At 67.6% G+C, this 16569-nt stretch carries 16 protein-coding genes and 1 riboswitch; of the genes, 7 read left to right on the top strand and 9 right to left on the bottom strand.

Features of this window, described 5'->3' with window-relative positions; genetic code table 11:
• Nucleotides 1-5: 5 nt before the first annotated feature.
• The 3 genes from I6I07_RS08665 to I6I07_RS08655 are packed head-to-tail and all read right to left on the bottom strand — an operon-like array spanning nucleotide 6 to nucleotide 3411.
• The gene (locus I6I07_RS08665) at nucleotides 6-1109 is read right to left on the bottom strand and encodes a CCA tRNA nucleotidyltransferase (RefSeq protein WP_198486335.1); all 1104 of its coding nucleotides are present in this window, start codon (nucleotides 1107-1109) and stop codon (nucleotides 6-8) included.
• Nucleotides 1106-3253, bottom strand: a complete 2148-nt coding sequence (locus tag I6I07_RS08660; protein WP_232625985.1) for a lytic transglycosylase domain-containing protein — start codon at nucleotides 3251-3253, stop codon at nucleotides 1106-1108. Before I6I07_RS08660 ends, I6I07_RS08665 begins: the two co-directional genes overlap by 4 nt.
• Nucleotides 3250-3411 (bottom strand): hypothetical protein, encoded by a 162-nt coding sequence (locus tag I6I07_RS08655; protein ID WP_157146204.1) that lies wholly within the window; start codon nucleotides 3409-3411, stop codon nucleotides 3250-3252. The genes I6I07_RS08660 and I6I07_RS08655 overlap by 4 nt, the downstream gene beginning before the upstream one ends.
• Before the next feature lie 25 nt (nucleotides 3412-3436).
• On the opposite strand from I6I07_RS08655, the gene I6I07_RS08650 reads away from it, so the two are divergent.
• The 7 genes from I6I07_RS08650 to I6I07_RS08620 all read left to right on the top strand — a co-directional run bounded on the left by I6I07_RS08650 (nucleotide 3437) and on the right by I6I07_RS08620 (nucleotide 10858).
• Nucleotides 3437-4111 carry a 5-formyltetrahydrofolate cyclo-ligase gene (locus tag I6I07_RS08650; protein ID WP_198486334.1) on the top strand — a complete coding sequence of 225 codons (675 nt, stop codon included), beginning with the start codon at nucleotides 3437-3439 and terminating at the stop codon, nucleotides 4109-4111.
• Between the two features lie 427 nt (nucleotides 4112-4538).
• Entirely contained in the window at nucleotides 4539-5969 is a 1431-nt protein-coding gene (locus I6I07_RS08645; protein WP_198486333.1) for a circularly permuted type 2 ATP-grasp protein, read from the top strand.
• 2 nt (nucleotides 5970-5971) lie between these two features.
• Nucleotides 5972-6958: an alpha-E domain-containing protein gene (locus tag I6I07_RS08640; protein ID WP_006391886.1), complete on the top strand. Its 987-nt coding sequence runs from the start codon at nucleotides 5972-5974 to the stop codon at nucleotides 6956-6958.
• A gap of 13 nt (nucleotides 6959-6971) precedes the next feature.
• Nucleotides 6972-7775: a transglutaminase family protein gene (locus I6I07_RS08635; protein WP_198486332.1), complete on the top strand. Its 804-nt coding sequence runs from the start codon at nucleotides 6972-6974 to the stop codon at nucleotides 7773-7775.
• A gap of 57 nt (nucleotides 7776-7832) precedes the next feature.
• Nucleotides 7833-8696 (top strand): proteasome-type protease, encoded by an 864-nt coding sequence (locus I6I07_RS08630; RefSeq protein WP_198486331.1) that lies wholly within the window; start codon nucleotides 7833-7835, stop codon nucleotides 8694-8696.
• 237 nt (nucleotides 8697-8933) lie between these two features.
• On the top strand, nucleotides 8934-9695 hold the full coding sequence (locus I6I07_RS08625) for a DUF3800 domain-containing protein (protein WP_232625975.1): 762 nt from the start codon (nucleotides 8934-8936) through the stop codon (nucleotides 9693-9695).
• Nucleotides 9696-9859: 164 nt separating this feature from the next.
• Nucleotides 9860-10858, top strand: a complete 999-nt coding sequence (locus I6I07_RS08620) for a tripartite tricarboxylate transporter substrate-binding protein (RefSeq protein ID WP_198486329.1) — start codon at nucleotides 9860-9862, stop codon at nucleotides 10856-10858.
• Nucleotides 10859-11021: 163 nt separating this feature from the next.
• On the opposite strand, the gene metF is transcribed toward I6I07_RS08620, so the two are convergent.
• The 6 genes from metF to I6I07_RS08590 form a co-directional block, all read right to left on the bottom strand.
• Nucleotides 11022-11864, bottom strand: coding sequence for a methylenetetrahydrofolate reductase [NAD(P)H] (gene metF, locus I6I07_RS08615; protein WP_198486328.1), 843 nt, complete (start codon nucleotides 11862-11864; stop codon nucleotides 11022-11024).
• Between the two features lie 135 nt (nucleotides 11865-11999).
• Nucleotides 12000-12335, bottom strand: a complete 336-nt coding sequence (locus tag I6I07_RS08610) for a phage holin family protein (RefSeq protein WP_006391891.1) — start codon at nucleotides 12333-12335, stop codon at nucleotides 12000-12002.
• Nucleotides 12336-12454: 119 nt separating this feature from the next.
• Nucleotides 12455-13873 carry an adenosylhomocysteinase gene (ahcY, locus tag I6I07_RS08605; RefSeq protein ID WP_198486327.1) on the bottom strand — a complete coding sequence of 473 codons (1419 nt, stop codon included), beginning with the start codon at nucleotides 13871-13873 and terminating at the stop codon, nucleotides 12455-12457.
• A 101-nt stretch (nucleotides 13874-13974) separates the two neighbouring features.
• A riboswitch (S-adenosyl-L-homocysteine riboswitch) is annotated at nucleotides 13975-14122 on the bottom strand.
• 84 nt (nucleotides 14123-14206) lie between these two features.
• Nucleotides 14207-15247, bottom strand: coding sequence for a glycosyltransferase family 4 protein (locus I6I07_RS08600; protein ID WP_198486326.1), 1041 nt, complete (start codon nucleotides 15245-15247; stop codon nucleotides 14207-14209).
• Nucleotides 15248-15333: 86 nt separating this feature from the next.
• On the bottom strand, nucleotides 15334-15570 hold the full coding sequence (locus tag I6I07_RS08595) for a DUF1289 domain-containing protein (RefSeq protein WP_198486325.1): 237 nt from the start codon (nucleotides 15568-15570) through the stop codon (nucleotides 15334-15336).
• A 76-nt stretch (nucleotides 15571-15646) separates the two neighbouring features.
• Nucleotides 15647-16540, bottom strand: a complete 894-nt coding sequence (locus tag I6I07_RS08590) for an alpha/beta fold hydrolase (RefSeq protein ID WP_198486324.1) — start codon at nucleotides 16538-16540, stop codon at nucleotides 15647-15649.
• Nucleotides 16541-16569 lie beyond the last annotated feature (29 nt).

Below are 16569 nucleotides of genomic sequence, written 5' to 3'. Positions count from 1 at the left end.
CGGCGTCAGGCGACGCGCAGCCGCTGCAGGCGCGCATCTCGCACGCTCTGCTTGATGCGCGCCGGATCGCCCGCGCAGGCCCGGGCAATGGCGCCAGCATCCACGCCGCGCACCGCCTGCGCGCGTTCGCGCCAGGCGTCGATATCCACCGGCCGCAACACCGCCACCGTTTCCAGCAGATCGAAAAAGCGTTCGGGCTTGCGCAGCGCATCGACCCGCTCCATCAGCGCGAGCTGCGCGTCGGCCTGGTCGGCGCCGGCGGCCTGCGTGGCTTCCAACCCCGCCAACATCTCGGGCAGGAGACGCGCGTAGTCGTTGCATTCGGTCGGCACGCGCAGGCGCCGGCCCAGGGCCTCACGTTCGGGCGACAGGCGGCACAGCAACGCGTAGCGGCCCGGCAAGGACAGCTTGCGGGCGGCCGCGCGATCGACATCGCCACCCGTTTCCTCGGATCCCTGCAGCTCGGGCATGACGCGTTGCAGCGCGCCGGACTGCCGCAGCACGTCCAGCATGCGCGATGGCGCGGCGGCCATCAGGCCGCGCGAGACTTCTTTCCAGACGCGCTCGGCCACCAGGGCGTCGGCCTCGCCGGCCTCGACCATGCGGCGGCACAGCGCCAAGGTGTCGGGCGCGACGCTGAAGTCGGCGAAACGCGCGGCGAAGCGCGCCAGGCGCAGGATGCGCACCGGGTCTTCCTCGAAGGCCTCGCCCACGTGGCGGAACACATGCGCCCGCACGTCGGCGGCGCCGCCAAGCGGGTCGACCAGTTCGCCGTCCTGCTTCTGCGCGATGGCGTTGACGGTCAGGTCGCGGCGGCGCAGGTCTTCTTCCAGCGTGACGTCGGCGCCGGTGTAGAAGGTGAAGCCCTTGTAGCCACGGCCCGATTTGCGCTCGGTGCGCGCCAGCGCGTATTCCTCTTTGGTCACCGGGTGCAGGAACACCGGGAAATCACCGCCCACCGGAATGAAGCCGCGCCGCGCCATGTCCTCGGGCGTGGCGCCGACCACCACCCAGTCGTGGTCGCCGGGCGTCAGGCCGAGCAGCGCATCGCGCACCGCTCCGCCCACGATGTAGACCTGCAGGCCCTGCGTTGCCGCATCCCCCGTCATGGCAGGGTGGTGCTTTCCGCGCCCAGCGGCACCACGTTGCCCAGCCGCTCTTTCAGGGACTGCGACTGGCCGCTGAACATGGCGGCGTAGTAGACCGAGTTGGACATCACGTTCTTGACGTAGGTGCGCGTCTCGTTGAACGGGATGGTCTCGGCGAAGATCGCGCCTTCGACCGGATGGTTGAAGGTGGAGCGCCAGTTGTGCGGACGACGCGGCCCGGCGTTGTAGCCGGCGCTGGCCAGCATCTGCGAGCCGTTCAGGTCGCGCAGCACCATGTTCAGGTAGTTGGTGCCCAGCTCGGTGTTGGTGTCGAAATCGTTGACGCTGTCGGGCGTGAAGTTGCTCATGCCGATCTTGCCCGCGACCCACTTGGCCGTGGCCGGCATCAGCTGCATCAGGCCGGACGCGCCGACGTGCGAGCGCGCGTCCATGATGAAGCGCGATTCCTGGCGGATCAGGCCATAGACCCAGGCCGGGTCCAGCGCGATGGCGTTGGCCTTGGCGGTGACGCGGCCTTCGAACGGCGCGATGAAGCGCTGGCTGAAATCGAATTCCTTCTCGGTGCGGTCGGACGTGTTGACCACGCGGTCGTAGATGTTCTCGGCGCGCGCCAGTTCGGCGGCGGCGAGCAGCTGGCGATCGCTCATGCCGCGCAGCGCGTAGTTCCATTCGGGCACGGCTTCCTGGCGCCAGCCCAGGCGGAACAGCTGCACGGCGCGGCGCAGGCCGGGATTGGCGCGCGCTTCGGCGATCTCGCTGTCGCTGATGGGCACCGGGCGCGGCGGCACGGTGATGCGGCGGCCCAATTCCTCGGCGGACAGCTGGCCGTAGAAATCGAAGCGGTCGGCGATGGACGCGTAGGCCGCATTGGCCTGGTCGCGGCGACCGGTGGCGGCCATGCCGCGCGCCTTCCAGTAGATCCAGGAGGGATCCTGCTGCTGCGCCTGCGGCATCTGGTCGATGGATTCGATGACCCACTTCCAGTCGATCTTCGGTTGGCGCAGCGCGGCGCGCACCTTCCAGCCGGCGTTGTACTCCGTCATGCGGATATGGCCGGCCTCGTGGTACCAGTCGTCGGCGCGGCTGTCCAGGTTGAGCGCGGCCACCAGCGCGTACTGGCCGCGGATCCAGGCCAGGTTCGACTTGGCCATGGACTTGGCCCATTCACGCCGCAGGTAGGAATCGGCGACGTTGATGTCGGAGCGGGCCAGGCGCGCCAGGGCGATGGTGACCAGCTCTTTTTCGTTGCGGCCCACCGGCAGGCGATCCTGCCGCGTCAGCCAGCGCATCGGGTCCTTGATGAGGACGTCGTAGGTCTTCTGGTCGCGCGGCTCGAACATGTACTGCACGAACTTGCGCGCGTCGGTGGTCTTGTTGGCCTCGATCGCGTCGCGCAGCTGCGGCTCGAGCTGATCCCAGCCCAGGACGTTGTCGGCGACCAGCTGGTCGTACAGCGTCCAGCAGGCGCCGCCCGGCGCGAACACGGCCACGGCCTGCGCGGCGGTGGCGCGCTGACCGGTCATGTGCTTGGCGTTGAGGACGGCGCACTCGACCTGGGCGTTGCTGTTCTTGACCGGCGCGAGCTTGCGCACCAGGTCGAAATCGCCGCTGCGCGCGGCGGCCAGCAGCCAGTCGGCGCGCAGGCGATCGGCCAGGTAGGCGTCGCCGTTGCCGTTGATGAACTTCTGCAGGTCGGTGTTGGGGCGGCCGCCCGCGGGCGGGCTCCACAGCTGGTAGCGCAACAGCCAGTATTCGGGGTACATGCCGAGCGTGTCGCCCTTGGCCTGCGGCACCAGGGCGCCCAGCACCGACCACTGCTTGCGGTTCATGGCTTCGCGCGCGGCCACCACGGCGGCCAGCGCCGGCGTATCGGCGGTGGGCGGCAGGCCGGCCAGCACGGCCGGCGGCACGGCGATGGCCGGCTGCGGCGCCTGCGCGGCGGGTTGCGGCTGGGGACTGACGGCCGCGGTGCGCTGCTGGGCGTCGACCGGCGCGCACGCGGCGGTGAACAGCGCCAGCAAGGGCAGCCAGCGGCGCAGGCCGGCACGGGCGTCGGCGCCGCGCGGGGATTTCCCGCCGGTTTTCTGATACCGTCCGGATTGCGGGGCCCGGACTGCCGTCATGGGGTTGCGCGCGGCCTTCATGCGCGGACCTTGCCGGCGGCTTGCGGGTCGGCGCAGTGATAGGCGCAAAGACAGGCGTGGTGATACGCGCGGTTGTTGGCGCGGCCGCCGCTGCGGTGGCTCGCGCGCAGGTTCGCGCCGTTGTACGTGTTATCGCTGACCCGCATTGTCGCCTTCATTTTTCACCCCTGTTACAGCTACCGCATGACTACGCAAAATACTCCAGAGGATACCGCAAGCCAGCTACGCACGCGATTGCGGAAACTGCGTGCCGAACTGCCCGAAGACCAGCGCAGCCGCGGCGGCTTGCTGATGCGCGCGCGCCTGTTCACCTGGCTCAACGTGGCCCGCGACGAAGCCGCCCGCGCCGGCCGTCCGGCCCCCCGCACCGTGGCCGCCTTCTGGCCCATGGAAGACGAACCCGACCTGCGCCCGCTGCTGGAGCAATGGACGGAAAACGGTGTCACGGTGGCGCTGCCGGTGGTGCGTGAACGCAACGCGCCCCTGGCCTTCCTGCCCTGGACGCCCGACACCGAACTGCGCGCCGGCCCCTACGGCATCCAGGAACCGGTGCACGGCGCCGAGGTGCTGCCCGACGTGCTGCTGGTGCCCACCCTGGGTTACACCGAATCCGCCGACCGCCTGGGTTACGGCGGCGGCTACTACGACCGCACCCTGGCGGCGCTGCGCGAACGCGGCCATGCCTTCACCGCCATCGGCGTGGCCTGGAGCTGCGGCGAGCTGGATGCCGACTACGAGCCGGCCGCGCATGACTTCCGCCTGGACGCCGTCATCACCCCGGACGGCTGGGTGCCGCATGTGCCCAACGAGCAACCGGGCCCCGGTGGCACCACGCTGCACCACTACACCCTGCGCTGACGCACCAGTCTCGCCCAAGGACTTGCACCAAAACGGTGCGAGTCCTATGATCTGCCCCTGATATTGCCGATTGCCGCCTTGCGCGGCGTCCCCCGCGGGTAGCCCCCGCCTCGCCCACGCGGCCCCGCCGCGGCCCGTCCGCCCTGTCGCCGCGACCCCGCGCCGCCAGGATCCCGACCCGTTTCACCCTGGCATCACCGCCATTCACCCCCAGGCGGGGCTTGCCGTCCCGCTTGCGCCATCGAGCCCTCCGTTCATCCGGAGGGTAGCCATCCGCCGCCGACGAGAGGATATTTACCTCCAGGGCGGCGCCCGCACGCCCCTGCCCAAGCTGGCATGCGGGTTGCTTATTCAGTCAGACCGGTCCTGCACGGACCGGACAACGGCCGCGCCCAAGCCGGCCGTCAGCATCTGCAACGGAGGAGCCATGAAGGACAGATCATCCCGTCCCGCCGCCTATGACGAAATGCGCGACAGCGCCGGCGGCATACGCTCCCATTACCAGGCCTTCGAGCGCTGGCACCAGGAGCAATCGGCGGAAGCCATGGCAGTGCGCCGCCTGGAGGCCGACCTGAGTTTCCGGCGGGTCGGCATCACCTTTTCGGTGGCCGGCGACGCCGCCGGCACCGAACGCCTGATCCCGTTCGACATGATCCCGCGCATCATCCCCGCCGACGAGTGGCGCCGCCTGGAAGCCGGCCTGAAGCAGCGCGTGCGGGCGCTGAACATGTTCATCCACGACATCTACCACGGCCATGACATCGTCCGCGCCGGCGTGGTGCCGGCCGAGCAGGTGTTCCTGAACGCCCAGTACCGCCCCGAGATGCAGGACGTGGACGTGGCCGAGGACATCTACTGCCATATCGCCGGGGTCGACATCGTGCGCGCCGGCGCCGGCGAGTTCTACGTGCTGGAAGACAACCTGCGGGTGCCGTCCGGCGTGTCGTACATGCTGGAGAACCGCAAGATGTCGATGCGGCTGATGCCCGCCGCGTTCAGCCGCATCAAGGTCGAACCGGTGGCGCACTACCCCGACCTGCTGCTGGACAACCTGCGCGAAGTGGCGCCGCATGGCGGCGACGATCCCACCGTGGTGGTGCTGACGCCTGGCATGTACAACTCGGCCTACTTCGAGCATGCGTTCCTGGCGCAGCAGATGGGCGTGGAACTGGTGGAAGGCCAGGACCTGTTCGTCGAGCAGAACACGGTGTACATGCGCACCACGCAGGGACCGCGCAAGGTCGACGTGATCTACCGCCGGCTGGATGACGACTTCCTCGATCCGCTGTCGTTCCGCGCCGATTCGGCGCTGGGCGTGCCGGGCCTGCTGTCGGTGTACCGCGCCGGCCGCGTGACGCTGGCCAACGCCATCGGCACCGGCATTGCCGACGACAAGTCCACCTACCTCTACGTGCCGGACATGATCCGCTTCTACCTGGGCGAGGAACCGATCCTGTCGAACGTGCCCACGTGGCGCTGCGGACGGCCGGAGGAACTGTCCCACGTGCTGGCCAACATGCACGACCTGGTGGTCAAGGAAGTGCACGGCGCCGGCGGCTACGGCATGCTGGTCGGCCCGTCGGCCACCCGCGCCGAGGTCGAGTCGTTCAAGGACCGGGTTCGCGCCAACCCCGCCAACTACATCGCGCAACCGACGCTGGCGCTGTCCACGGTGCCGACCTATGTCGAGTCGGGCGTGGCGCCGCGCCACGTCGACCTGCGCCCCTACGTGCTGTGCGGCAAGGACATCCGCACCGTGCCGGGCGGCCTGTGCCGCGTGGCGCTGACCGAAGGCTCGCTGGTGGTCAACAGCAGCCAGGGCGGCGGCACCAAGGACACCTGGGTTCTGGAGGAATAACGATGCTGAGCCGAACCGCCGACAACCTGTTCTGGATGTGCCGCTACACCGAGCGCGCCGAGAACACCGCCCGCATGCTGGACGTGAACCTGCAGATGTCGCTGCTGCCGCAGGACGCGCAGACCCGCGAAGGCTCGTGGAACGCCGTGCTGCGCATCTCCGAACTGCAACGGCTTTACCATGCCAAACATACCGTGGTTTCGCCGCAGGACGTGCTGCAATACATGGTGCGCGACGCCGAGAACCCCTCGTCCATCTACAGCTGCATGCGCGCCGCCCGCGAGAACGCCCGCGCCGTGCGCGGCAGCCTCACCACCGAAGTCTGGGAGACCTACAACACCACCTGGCTGGAGCTGCTCAAGCATCTGCACACCGGCCTGCTGGAACGCAACCCGGGCGAGTTCTTCGAGTGGGTCAAGTTCCGCTCGCACCTGGCGCGCGGCGTCACCATCGGCACCATGCTGGAAGACGAGGCGCTGTACTTCCTGCGCATCGGCATGCACCTGGAACGCGCCGACAACACCGCGCGCATGCTGGACGTGAAGTTCCACGAACACGACGGCAACGGCACGCCGCAGCAGCAACAGGAGGGCCGCGCCGACGGTCAAGCGCCGAGCGCGCTGCAGAGCGAGTTCTACCGCTGGTCGGCGCTGCTCAGCTCGGTGTCGGGGCTGGAGATCTACCGCAAGGTCTATCGTGACGTGATCACGCCCGACCGCGTGGCCGAGCTGCTGATCCTGCATCCGGACATGCCGCGTTCGCTGCTGGCGGCGATGCGCGCGGTGGCCGACGACCTGGCGCGCGTCTCGAACCAGCGCTCGACCGAGACCGAACGGCGCGCCGGCATGCTGTGCGCCGAGCTGCAGTTCGGCCGCGTCGAGGACATTCTGCATAACGGACTGCACCAGTACCTGGAGCACTTCCTGGACCGCATCAACGACCTGGGCAACCGCATCAGCCAGGACTTCCTGGTGCCGCTGTCGGCATGACAAGGAGACAGGCATGAAACAGATCATCACGCACGTCACGCACTACCGCTACACGGCACCCGTCACCTACAGCATCCAGACCTTGCGGCTGACGCCGCGCGACGACGAGCACCAGCGCGTGCTGCGCTGGCACATCGAGGCGCCTGGTGCGCTCGAGCAGCAGGTGGACGCCTACGGCAACATCACCCACACGCTGACGCTGAACCGTCCGCACACCGAGATCGAGCTGCGCGTGGTCGGGCAGGTGCTGGTCGGCTCGCTCGCGCAGGGCGCGCTGGGCGGCGAGGACAGCCGCCTGCCGGTGCACGCCTACTGCGTGCAGACGCCGCTGACGCTGGCCGACGACACCATCCAGTCCTTCGCCCGCGACGTGCTGCCGGCCGGCCTGAACGCCCCCGCCGACGTGCTGACGCTGGCCAGCGCCATCTGCGACCGGGTGGCCTACGAACCCGGCACCACCGACGTCACCACCGCCGCCGGCCAGGTGCTGGCGCTGGGCCATGGCGTTTGCCAGGACCATGCCCACCTGTTCCTGGCCTGCGTGCGCGGCCTGGGCGTGCCGGCCCGCTATGTCAGCGGCTACCTGTACACGACCGCCGAACACGCCGCCAGCCACGCCTGGGCCGACGTCTGGCTGCCCGGCGTCGGCTGGACCAGCGTGGACATCACCAATCGCCAATTCGCGTCGGATTGCCACTGCCGCCTGGCGGTGGGACGCGACTACGACTCGGCCTCGCCGGTACGCGGCGTGCGCACCGGCGGCGGCGATGAATCCATGGAGATCAGCGTGCAGGTCCAGACCGCCTCGCAGCAATAAACCCCGCCCGGCCACGCCGCAATACAATGGCGGCGTGGTTTCTCCTTTTTTTAGATCATGACCTACTGCGTTGCAGCCCGCCTCGATTCCGGCCTGGTGTTCCTGTCCGACTCCCGCACCAACGCGGGGGTCGACCAGATCAGCGTGTTCCGCAAGATGACCGTCTTCGAGCGTCCGGGCGAACGCATGATGGTGCTGATGACGTCCGGCAACCTGGCCGTCAGCCAGGCCGTGCTGAACGCGCTGGCGCGCCAGCACGACGAGGGCGGCGAAACCGTCTGGAACGCGCCCGACATGTTCGAGGCCACCCGCCGGGTCGGCGCCGCGGTGCGCGCGGTCTACCACCGCGAGGCCGAGGCCCTGCACGAACAGGGCGTGGACTTCAACGTCAGCCTGATCTTCGGCGGCCAGATCGGCGCCGAGCGCTGCCGCCTGTTCCAGGTGTATTCGGCCGGCAACTTCATTGAGGCTGGCTCCGAATGCCCGTACTTCCAGATCGGCGAGGCCAAGTACGGCAAGCCCATCCTGGACCGCGTGCTGCGCCCCGACACCTCGCTGGACGAGGCCGCCAAGTGCGCGCTGATCTCGATGGATTCGACGCTGCGCTCGAACATCTCGGTCGGCCTGCCGCTGGATCTGCTGGTGTACGACACCAACGCGCTGCGCGTCACGCACTTCGCCAGCATCGACGAGCACAACGAGTATTTCCGCATGATCCGCGGCACCTGGGGCGAACGCCTGCGCCAGGTGTTCGCCGAAATCCCGGACCCGCTCTGGGCCAGCCCCGAGGATCCCGCGTCGCTGGTCCCCGCCAGCCGCGTCCACCAGCCGCTGCGCGCCGAACCGGTGGACGTGCCGCAGGCGGTGTATCCCGCGCCACAGGTGCTGGCGGAGGATCCGGGGAAGGATCAGCCCAGCTAGGGGACATAGCGGCTGCGTGCCAGACCCGCGAGAACCAGTCCTGCATTCTTGAAAATGCCCGCCTGCAATCGACGTTTTCCGCCATGATGCTTGCGGGCGCTCTCGGGCCGGCTTACACTTCTTTCAACGCATGTGAATTTTCATATGCCCACCTTCCGAAGCCCGCATGCAAGCAATTGCTGCGGGCTTTCGTGTTTTCTGCGAGCGCCTTTGACACCCTGCCAAAGGACTCGGAACGTGCATTACGTTGTTTATCTCGATGAATTCGGCCATGTCGGCCCTTTTCTTTCCCGCGACCATGCGCAGTACAAGACAAGCCCCGTGTTCGGCTTCGGTGGATTCCTGCTGCCGGCCGACGCGGTTCGCGAATTCGCCATCTATTTCTACAGGCTCAAATGCCGCCTGCTGCGATTCGAACTGGACCGGCAGGATCAGCCAGCCCATCGCTGGGAAAAAAAGGGCGCGCAACTCTACACGGTCCAGAATGTGAGCAGGTACAAAGAATTGCGGGTGTCGACGGGGCGATTGCTGAGCCATATACGCAAGTCGGGGGGCTATGTCGTCTACGCCGGGGAATGCAAATCGGTCGAGGTACACGCCCACCGTGCCGCCGATCTCTTCAAGCGCCAATTGCTCCGCCTGATACGCATAGCAGACCACTTCTGCAGGGCGCGAAACGCCACGTTCCTGGTGATGTTGGATGAACAGCAGGCCGGCAATCTCTGGCGTGAACGCAATATGGAGGCCTGCACCCACGCCATGTTCGAAGACGAGAACGAGAAATGCAGAGCCATGATCGAGCCTCCGATCCAGGGTGAAAGCCATTTGTTCCAGACGCTGCAATGCGCCGACTGGATCTGCGGCTTGATGGGCAGGTTGCATGCCTACGAAACGGCCCCGGACCAGTATGAAGACTGGGCGATCTTTCATCGGTACTTCGATGCGCGGATGCGCGAAGCGACGCTTCCTGCCTGCGATCTGATCCGCCTCGACCGATGACACGGCAGGGCCAGGACCCGTCCCACCGTATAAACCCGGCTTTCCGCTTCCCTAAACCCGGCTTGTAAAACCGCAAATTCTCATCTCCCGGCTGGCGCGCCACACTGGCGCCAGCCCGCCATGCCTTGCCTTGCGGGTTGCGATAACACCCATAAGGACGAGACATGACCCCTATTTCCCCGCGCGCCTGGAGGCGCCTGGCCGGGCCGCTGCTGGCCCTGGGCTGCCTGGCCGGCGGTTCCGCCATGGCCCAGAGCAACTATCCCAACCACCCTATTTCGCTGGTCGTGCCGTTCGCGGCGGGCGGCCCCACCGACGTCGTGGCCCGCAGCCTGGGCGCCGCCATGTCGAAGACCCTGGGCCAGAGCATCGTGGTCGAGAACCGTCCCGGCGCGGGCGGCACGCTGGCGGCCACGCACGTGGCGCGCGCCGCGCCCGACGGCTATACCTTCCTGATCCACCACAACGGCATGGCCACGGCGCCGGCGCTGTACCGCAAGCTGCCGTTCAATCCGCTGACCGATTTCGCCTATGTCGGCCAGGTGGCCGACGTGCCCATGACGCTGCTGGGCCGCAAGGACCTGCCGCCGGGCGATATGGTCGAGTTCATCAAGTACGCGCGCGCCAACGGCAACAAGATCAACCTGGCCAACGCCGGGCTGGGCGCGGTGTCGCAACTGTGCGGCATGCTGCTGCAGGAGGCGCTGGGCACGCAATTCACGACCATTCCGTACGCCGGCACCGCGCCCGCGCTGACCGCGCTGCTGGGCGGCCAGGTGGATGTGCTGTGCGACCAGACCACCCAGACCATTCCGCATATCAAGGCGCAGCGCGTGAAGCTCTATGGCGTCACCACGCTGGACCGCATCAAGACGCTGCCCGATGCGCCGACGCTGCAGGAAAGCGGACTGAAGGGCTTCGAGGTCAAAGTCTGGCACGGCGTGTACGCGCCCAAGGGCACGCCGCCGGAGGTGGTGGCGAAGTTCAACGAGGCCCTGCGCGCGGCGCTCAAGGACCCCGCCTTCAGCCAGAAGATGGCCGAGCTGGGCGCCGAGATCGTGCCCGAGTCCAAGCAGACGCCGGCCGGCCTGCAAAGCTGGCTGCAATCGGAGGTGGACAAGTGGGGGCCGATCATCCGCAAGGCCGGGGTGTACGCGGACTGACCCGCCGGACTCGCGCCATCGACGGATGACGGCGCCATCTCGCCGACCCGCCGGGCCGGCAAGACGCGCCTGACGGCAGCGCCGTGAGATGACCGTGACGACATAAAAAAAGGCCGGCATGCATGCCGGCCTTTCCGTTGCCGCACGGTGCGCGGCGCGAGCATCACACGCTCAGTTCCTTCCACACCGCCAACGGCGCTTCCGCGTGGTTGAGCGTGTAGAAATGCAGGCCCGGCGCGCCGTTGTCCAGCAGGTTCTGGCACAGCTCGGTGATCACGTCCACGCCGAAGGCGCGGATCGAGGCCTTGTCGTCGCCCAGTTCCGCCAGGCGCAGGCGGATCCAGCGCGGCACTTCGGCGCCGCACATTTCCGAGAAGCGCAGCAGCTGGGAGTGGTTCGTGATCGGCATGATGCCCGGCACGATCGGCACCCGCACGCCCTTGGCCTGGGCCCGGTCGACGAAGTCGAAGTAGGCATCGGCGTTGAAGAAGTACTGGGTGATGGCGGCATCGGCGCCGGCTTTCACCTTGGCCACGAAATGATCCATGTCGGCCGACACGCTGGCCGCCTGCGGGTGCATTTCGGGGTAGGCCGCCACTTCGATGTGGAACCAGTCGCCCGTTTCCTCGCGGATGAAGGAGACCAGTTCGTTGGCGTAGCGCAGCTCGCCGGCGTCGCCGCCCATGCCCGAGGGCAGGTCGCCGCGCAGGGCGACCACGCGCCGCACGCCTTCGTTCTTGTACGTCTGCAGGATATCGCGCAGGTCCTGGCGCGAGGCGCCGACGCACGACAGGTGCGGCGCGGCATCGCAGCCCAGGTTGCGCAGCGTGCGCACGGCATCGGCCGTGCCGGCGCGGGTGGAGCCGCCCGCGCCGAAGGTCACGCTGACGTACTTGGGCTGGATCGCCAGCATCTGCTTGGCCGCGCGGACCAGCCGTTCCTGGCCGGCGAGATCGCGCGGCGGGAAGAATTCCAGGCTAAATGCTGGGGAAGTCGAGTCGGACATATCGGATCAGTTATCCATAGCGCTACGCGCATCGCATGAAACAGGCGCGCCCCCTCGGGGTGCCGCGGAGCCGGCTTTGCCGGTCCGCTGGCACGCCCCCTTGAGGGGGAGCGCGTAGCGCTCGGGGGTGGGAATTCAGGGGATCAGTTTGGTCAGCAGGCCCGAAATGATGCTGTACAGGATCGCACCGCCCACGGCCCACCAGAACCCGTTGACCTGGAAGCCCTTCAGCACGGAGCCGACGAACCAGAACAACAAGGCGTTGATGACGATGAGGAAGAGACCCAGCGTGACGATCGTGATGGGCAGCGTCAGCAACACCAGCACCGGCTTGACCAGCATGTTGACCAGACCCAGCACCAGCGCGGCGATGAGCGCCGACCCGAAGCTGGCCACGGTGATGCCGGGCAGCAGGTAGGCCACCACCAGCAGGGCCACCGCGTTCAGGATCCAGACGAGTATCAATGCCATGTTCGACCTCCAGTATTGACGCTCCGCGGCCCCGTCATCGCCAGGCGATGCGGGGGAACCCCGCGGACCGGAAAGCCCGCGCCGACATGGCGCGGTACTTCCCTATTTTGCTACAAGCATCAGTAGCGGTAGTGATTCGGCTTGTAAGGGCCTTCGACCGGCACGCTGATGTAGTCGGCCTGGTCCTTGCGCAGCGTGGTCAGGTTCACACCCAGCTTCTTCAGGTGCAGACGCGCGACCTTCTCGTCCAGGTGCTTGGGCAGCACGTAGACTTCGCCCGACTTGTAGGCTTCGTTGCGCGTGAACAGTTCGATCTGGGCGATGGTCTGGTTGGCGAACGACGACGACATCACGAACGAGGGGTGGCCGGTGGCGCAACCCAGGTTCACCAGGCGGCCCTGGGCCAGCAGGATGATGCGCTTGCCGTCCGGGAAAATGACGTGGTCGACTTGCGGCTTGATCTCTTCCCACGTGCAGTCGGCCAGGCCGGCGACGTCGATTTCGTTGTCGAAGTGGCCGATGTTGCAGACGATCGCCTGGTCCTTCATGGCGTTCATGTGGTCACGCGTGATGACGTGGAAGTTGCCGGTGGCGGTGACGAAGATGTCGCCGTGGGCGGCGGCTTCTTCCATGGTCACGACCTTGAAGCCTTCCATGGCAGCCTGCAGGGCGCAGATCGGGTCGATTTCGGTGACCCACACCTGGGCGCGCAGGGCGACCAGCGCCTGGGCGCAACCCTTGCCCACGTCGCCGTAGCCGGCGACCACGGCGATCTTGCCGGCGACCATCACGTCGGTGGCGCGCTTGATGCCGTCGACCAGCGATTCGCGGCAGCCGTACAGGTTGTCGAACTTGGACTTGGTGACCGAGTCGTTGACGTTGATGGCGGCGAAGGCCAGCTCGCCCTTCTGCGACATCTGGTACAGGCGGTGCACGCCGGTGGTGGTTTCCTCGGTCACGCCTTTGATCAGGGCGAGGCGGGTCGAGTACCACTTCGGATCACGCTCGAGCGTTTTCTTGATGGCGGCGTACAGCACGCGCTCTTCTTCGCTGCCGGGGTTGGCCAGCACCGAGATGTCCTTCTCGGCCTTGGTGCCCAGGTGCAGCATCAACGTGGCGTCGCCGCCATCGTCGAGGATCATGTTGGCGTTCTGGCCATTGGGCCATTCGAAGATCTTGTGGGTGTACTGCCAGTACTCTTCCAGCGTTTCGCCCTTGACGGCGAAGACCGGCGTGCCGGACGCGGCGATGGCGGCGGCGGCGTGGTCCTGCGTGGAGAAGATGTTGCACGAGGCCCAGCGCACTTCGGCGCCCAGGGCCACCAGCGTTTCGATCAGCACGCCGGTCTGGATGGTCATGTGCAGGCTGCCGGCGATGCGGGCGCCCTTGAGCGGCTGCTTGGCGGCGAACTCTTCGCGAATGGCCATCAGGCCGGGCATTTCGGTTTCGGCGATGGCCAGCTCGCGGCGGCCCCAGCCGGCCAGCGACATGTCGGCGACGAGGTAGTCGGAGAAGGATTTATCGGTTACAGCGTTCATGGTGTTGTAGGCTCCACGTGAAAAACGAACGGCGCACGATACGGCCGGACAACGCGAAACCACCACGACAATCGAGTGCTCGCCTTTTCCGCCATACGCGACAAAGGTGAGCGCCGTTGCTGTAACGCCGCGCATGGCGCGACGTTTGAACAAGGATTCCTGAGCCTGGCGAACCGGGTTCCGCGGGTCATGGGCCAGGGCATGGTCCATGACGGGAACCGCAGGGTCGTCGCAACGCTCCTCAGGATTGCCGAGCATTGTACCGGTTTGGCCTGCCCGGGGGAATGCCCGGCGGGCGGGAACGACCGTGGGCCGCCCGTCCCCGAATGCGGCTCAGCCCGCCTGGATCAGCGGTCTGGCCAGTTCCGTGCCCGGCGTCAGCGGCACCAGCGATGCCAGCAGGTCCGAGGCCACCGAATCCCAGCTGCGCGTCAGCGCGTGCTCGCGCACCGCGTGCCGGTCCAGCGTCAGCGCGGCGCGGCAGGCGTGCGCCAGGTCCTCGTCCAGGAAACCGGTGACGCCTTGCGCCACCACCGCCAGCGGCGCCTCGCTGCGGAATGCGGCCACCGGCGTGCCGCAGGCCATGGCCTCCAGCATTACCAGACCAAACGTATCCGTCAGGCTGGGAAAGACGAACACGTCGGCCGCGCTGTAGAAGGCCGGCAAGGCGTCATCGTTCTGCATGCCGAGGAACACGGCCCCGGGAAAGCGCTTTTTCAGCCGCGCTTCATCGGGACCGGCGCCGACCACCACCTTGCTGCCGGGCAGGTCCAGCGACAGGAAGGCATCCAGGTTCTTCTCGCGCGCCACGCGGCCGACCGACAGCAAGACCGGGCGCGGCAAGTCGTGGAACGCCTGGCCGGGGGTGGGCTGGAACTTGCGCGGATCGACCCCGCGCGACCAGACCCGCAGGTTGGCGAACTCGCGCCGCACCAGGATGTCGCGCACCGTTGGCGTCGGCACCAGCACGCATTGCGACGGCCGGTGGAACCAGCGCAGGAAGCGCCACGGCAACGCCGCGGGAATGCCCATGCGCGCCTGCAGGTAGTCGGGGAACATGGTGTGGAACGAGGTGGTGAAGCGCCAGCCGCGCGACAGCGCCATGCGCCGCGCCGCCAGGCCCAGCGGGCCTTCGGTGGCGATATGCAGGGCGTCGGGCACGATGTCGCCGAGGATGCGGCGCAGTTGCCGGCCCGGCTGCAGGCACAGGCGCAGGTCGGGCTCGGACGGGGCCGGCACGGTGCGGCTGCCCTGGGGATTCACCACGATCAGTTCGTGGCCCCATTCGGTGAGGATCTGCTGCATGGTCGTCCAGGTGCGGACGACGCCGTTGACTTGCGGATGCCAGGCATCCGTAACCAGGACGATGCGCATGATGGGGCCGGAAGTGGGCAATAGCGCGATTTAGCCCGCGGCATGTGACATGCTCAAGACCGCGGCCCCGTGGCCGCCCGCCAGCGCTAGTTGTTGCGGCGCGGATACCCCTGGGCCTTGATGCGGATCCAGACCTCGCGCTTTTCCTCTTCGGTCATGAAGACCCAGTTGGCCACTTCCATGGCCGTGCGGCCGCAGCCCCTGCAGATGTCGTCGAACAGCGTGGAACAAACGGCAACGCAGGGGGAATCCGAGGTCCGGAACGCGCGTTGGGCGTCCTCGGGCTCAGGCAATTCGGTCAGATCGGCAAAGGAAGCATTCATGGCCGAAGATTACCACCAGGGTTGCGTCCCTTTTTGGATGTCCCTACCCTCCGCCTTGGCTTGGTTGACAGCCTGGCTAGCGCCCGTCCCAGTCAAAAAAACCGGACACCTCGCGCAACAATGCGTCCGGCGTTTCCTCGGCCAGATAGTGAGCGCCGGGCAGCGGCCCGCCGGAAACATCGTCGGCCACCGCGCGCCACAGGCCCAGCACGTCGAAATTGCGCCCGACCGCGCCGCGCTCGCCCCACAGGACGCGCAGCGGCAGGCGCAGGCGCTCGCCCGCCGCGCGGCCCTGGCGGTCGTGCTCCAGGTCGAGCGTGGCCGAGGCGCGGTAGTCCTCGCAGATGCCGGTGGCCCAGCCGGACAGGCGCGCGGTGCGCTCGTACTCGGCCATCGCCTCATCGGAAAAATGCGCCAGGCCGCCGGGGCGCCCGCCCATGACCGACCGCAGGTAGAACACCGGGTCGCGCTCGATCATGGTCTCGGGCATCGGCGCCGGCTGGATCAGCCAGAACCAGTGGTAGTAGGCCTGGGCGAAGGCGCGGGTGGTGTTTTCGTACATGTCCAGCGTCGGCGCGATGTCCAGCAGCATCATGCGGCCGACGGCGTCGGCATGGTCCAGCGCCAGGCGGTGCGCGACGCGGGCGCCGCGGTCGTGGGCCAGCACGTCGAAGCGTTCATGCCCCAGGGCGCGCATCAGCGCCACCATGTCGGCAGCCATGGCGCGCTTGGAATGCGCGGCATGGTCCGGCGTCGCGGCCGGCTTGTCGCTGTCACCGTAGCCGCGCAGGTCGGCCGCCACGCAGGTGTGGCGGCGCGTCAGTTCGGGCCAGACCCGGTGCCAGATGGCGTGGGTCTGCGGATGGCCGTGCAGCAACAGCAGCGGCGGCCCCTGGCCGTCGATGCGCGCGGCGATGTGGATGCCGTGGACCTCGTGGCGGCGCACGGGAAGATCGAAGAAAGCGGTCATTGCGGTCTGTGCCTCTCAGTCTGTGGCGT

This window comes from Achromobacter deleyi (assembly GCF_016127315.1).
Taxonomy (GTDB): Bacteria; Pseudomonadota; Gammaproteobacteria; order Burkholderiales; family Burkholderiaceae_B; genus Achromobacter; species Achromobacter insuavis_A.
The sequence above is the reverse complement of the archived record's forward strand: the minus strand, read 5'-3'. Positions and strand labels throughout refer to the sequence as shown.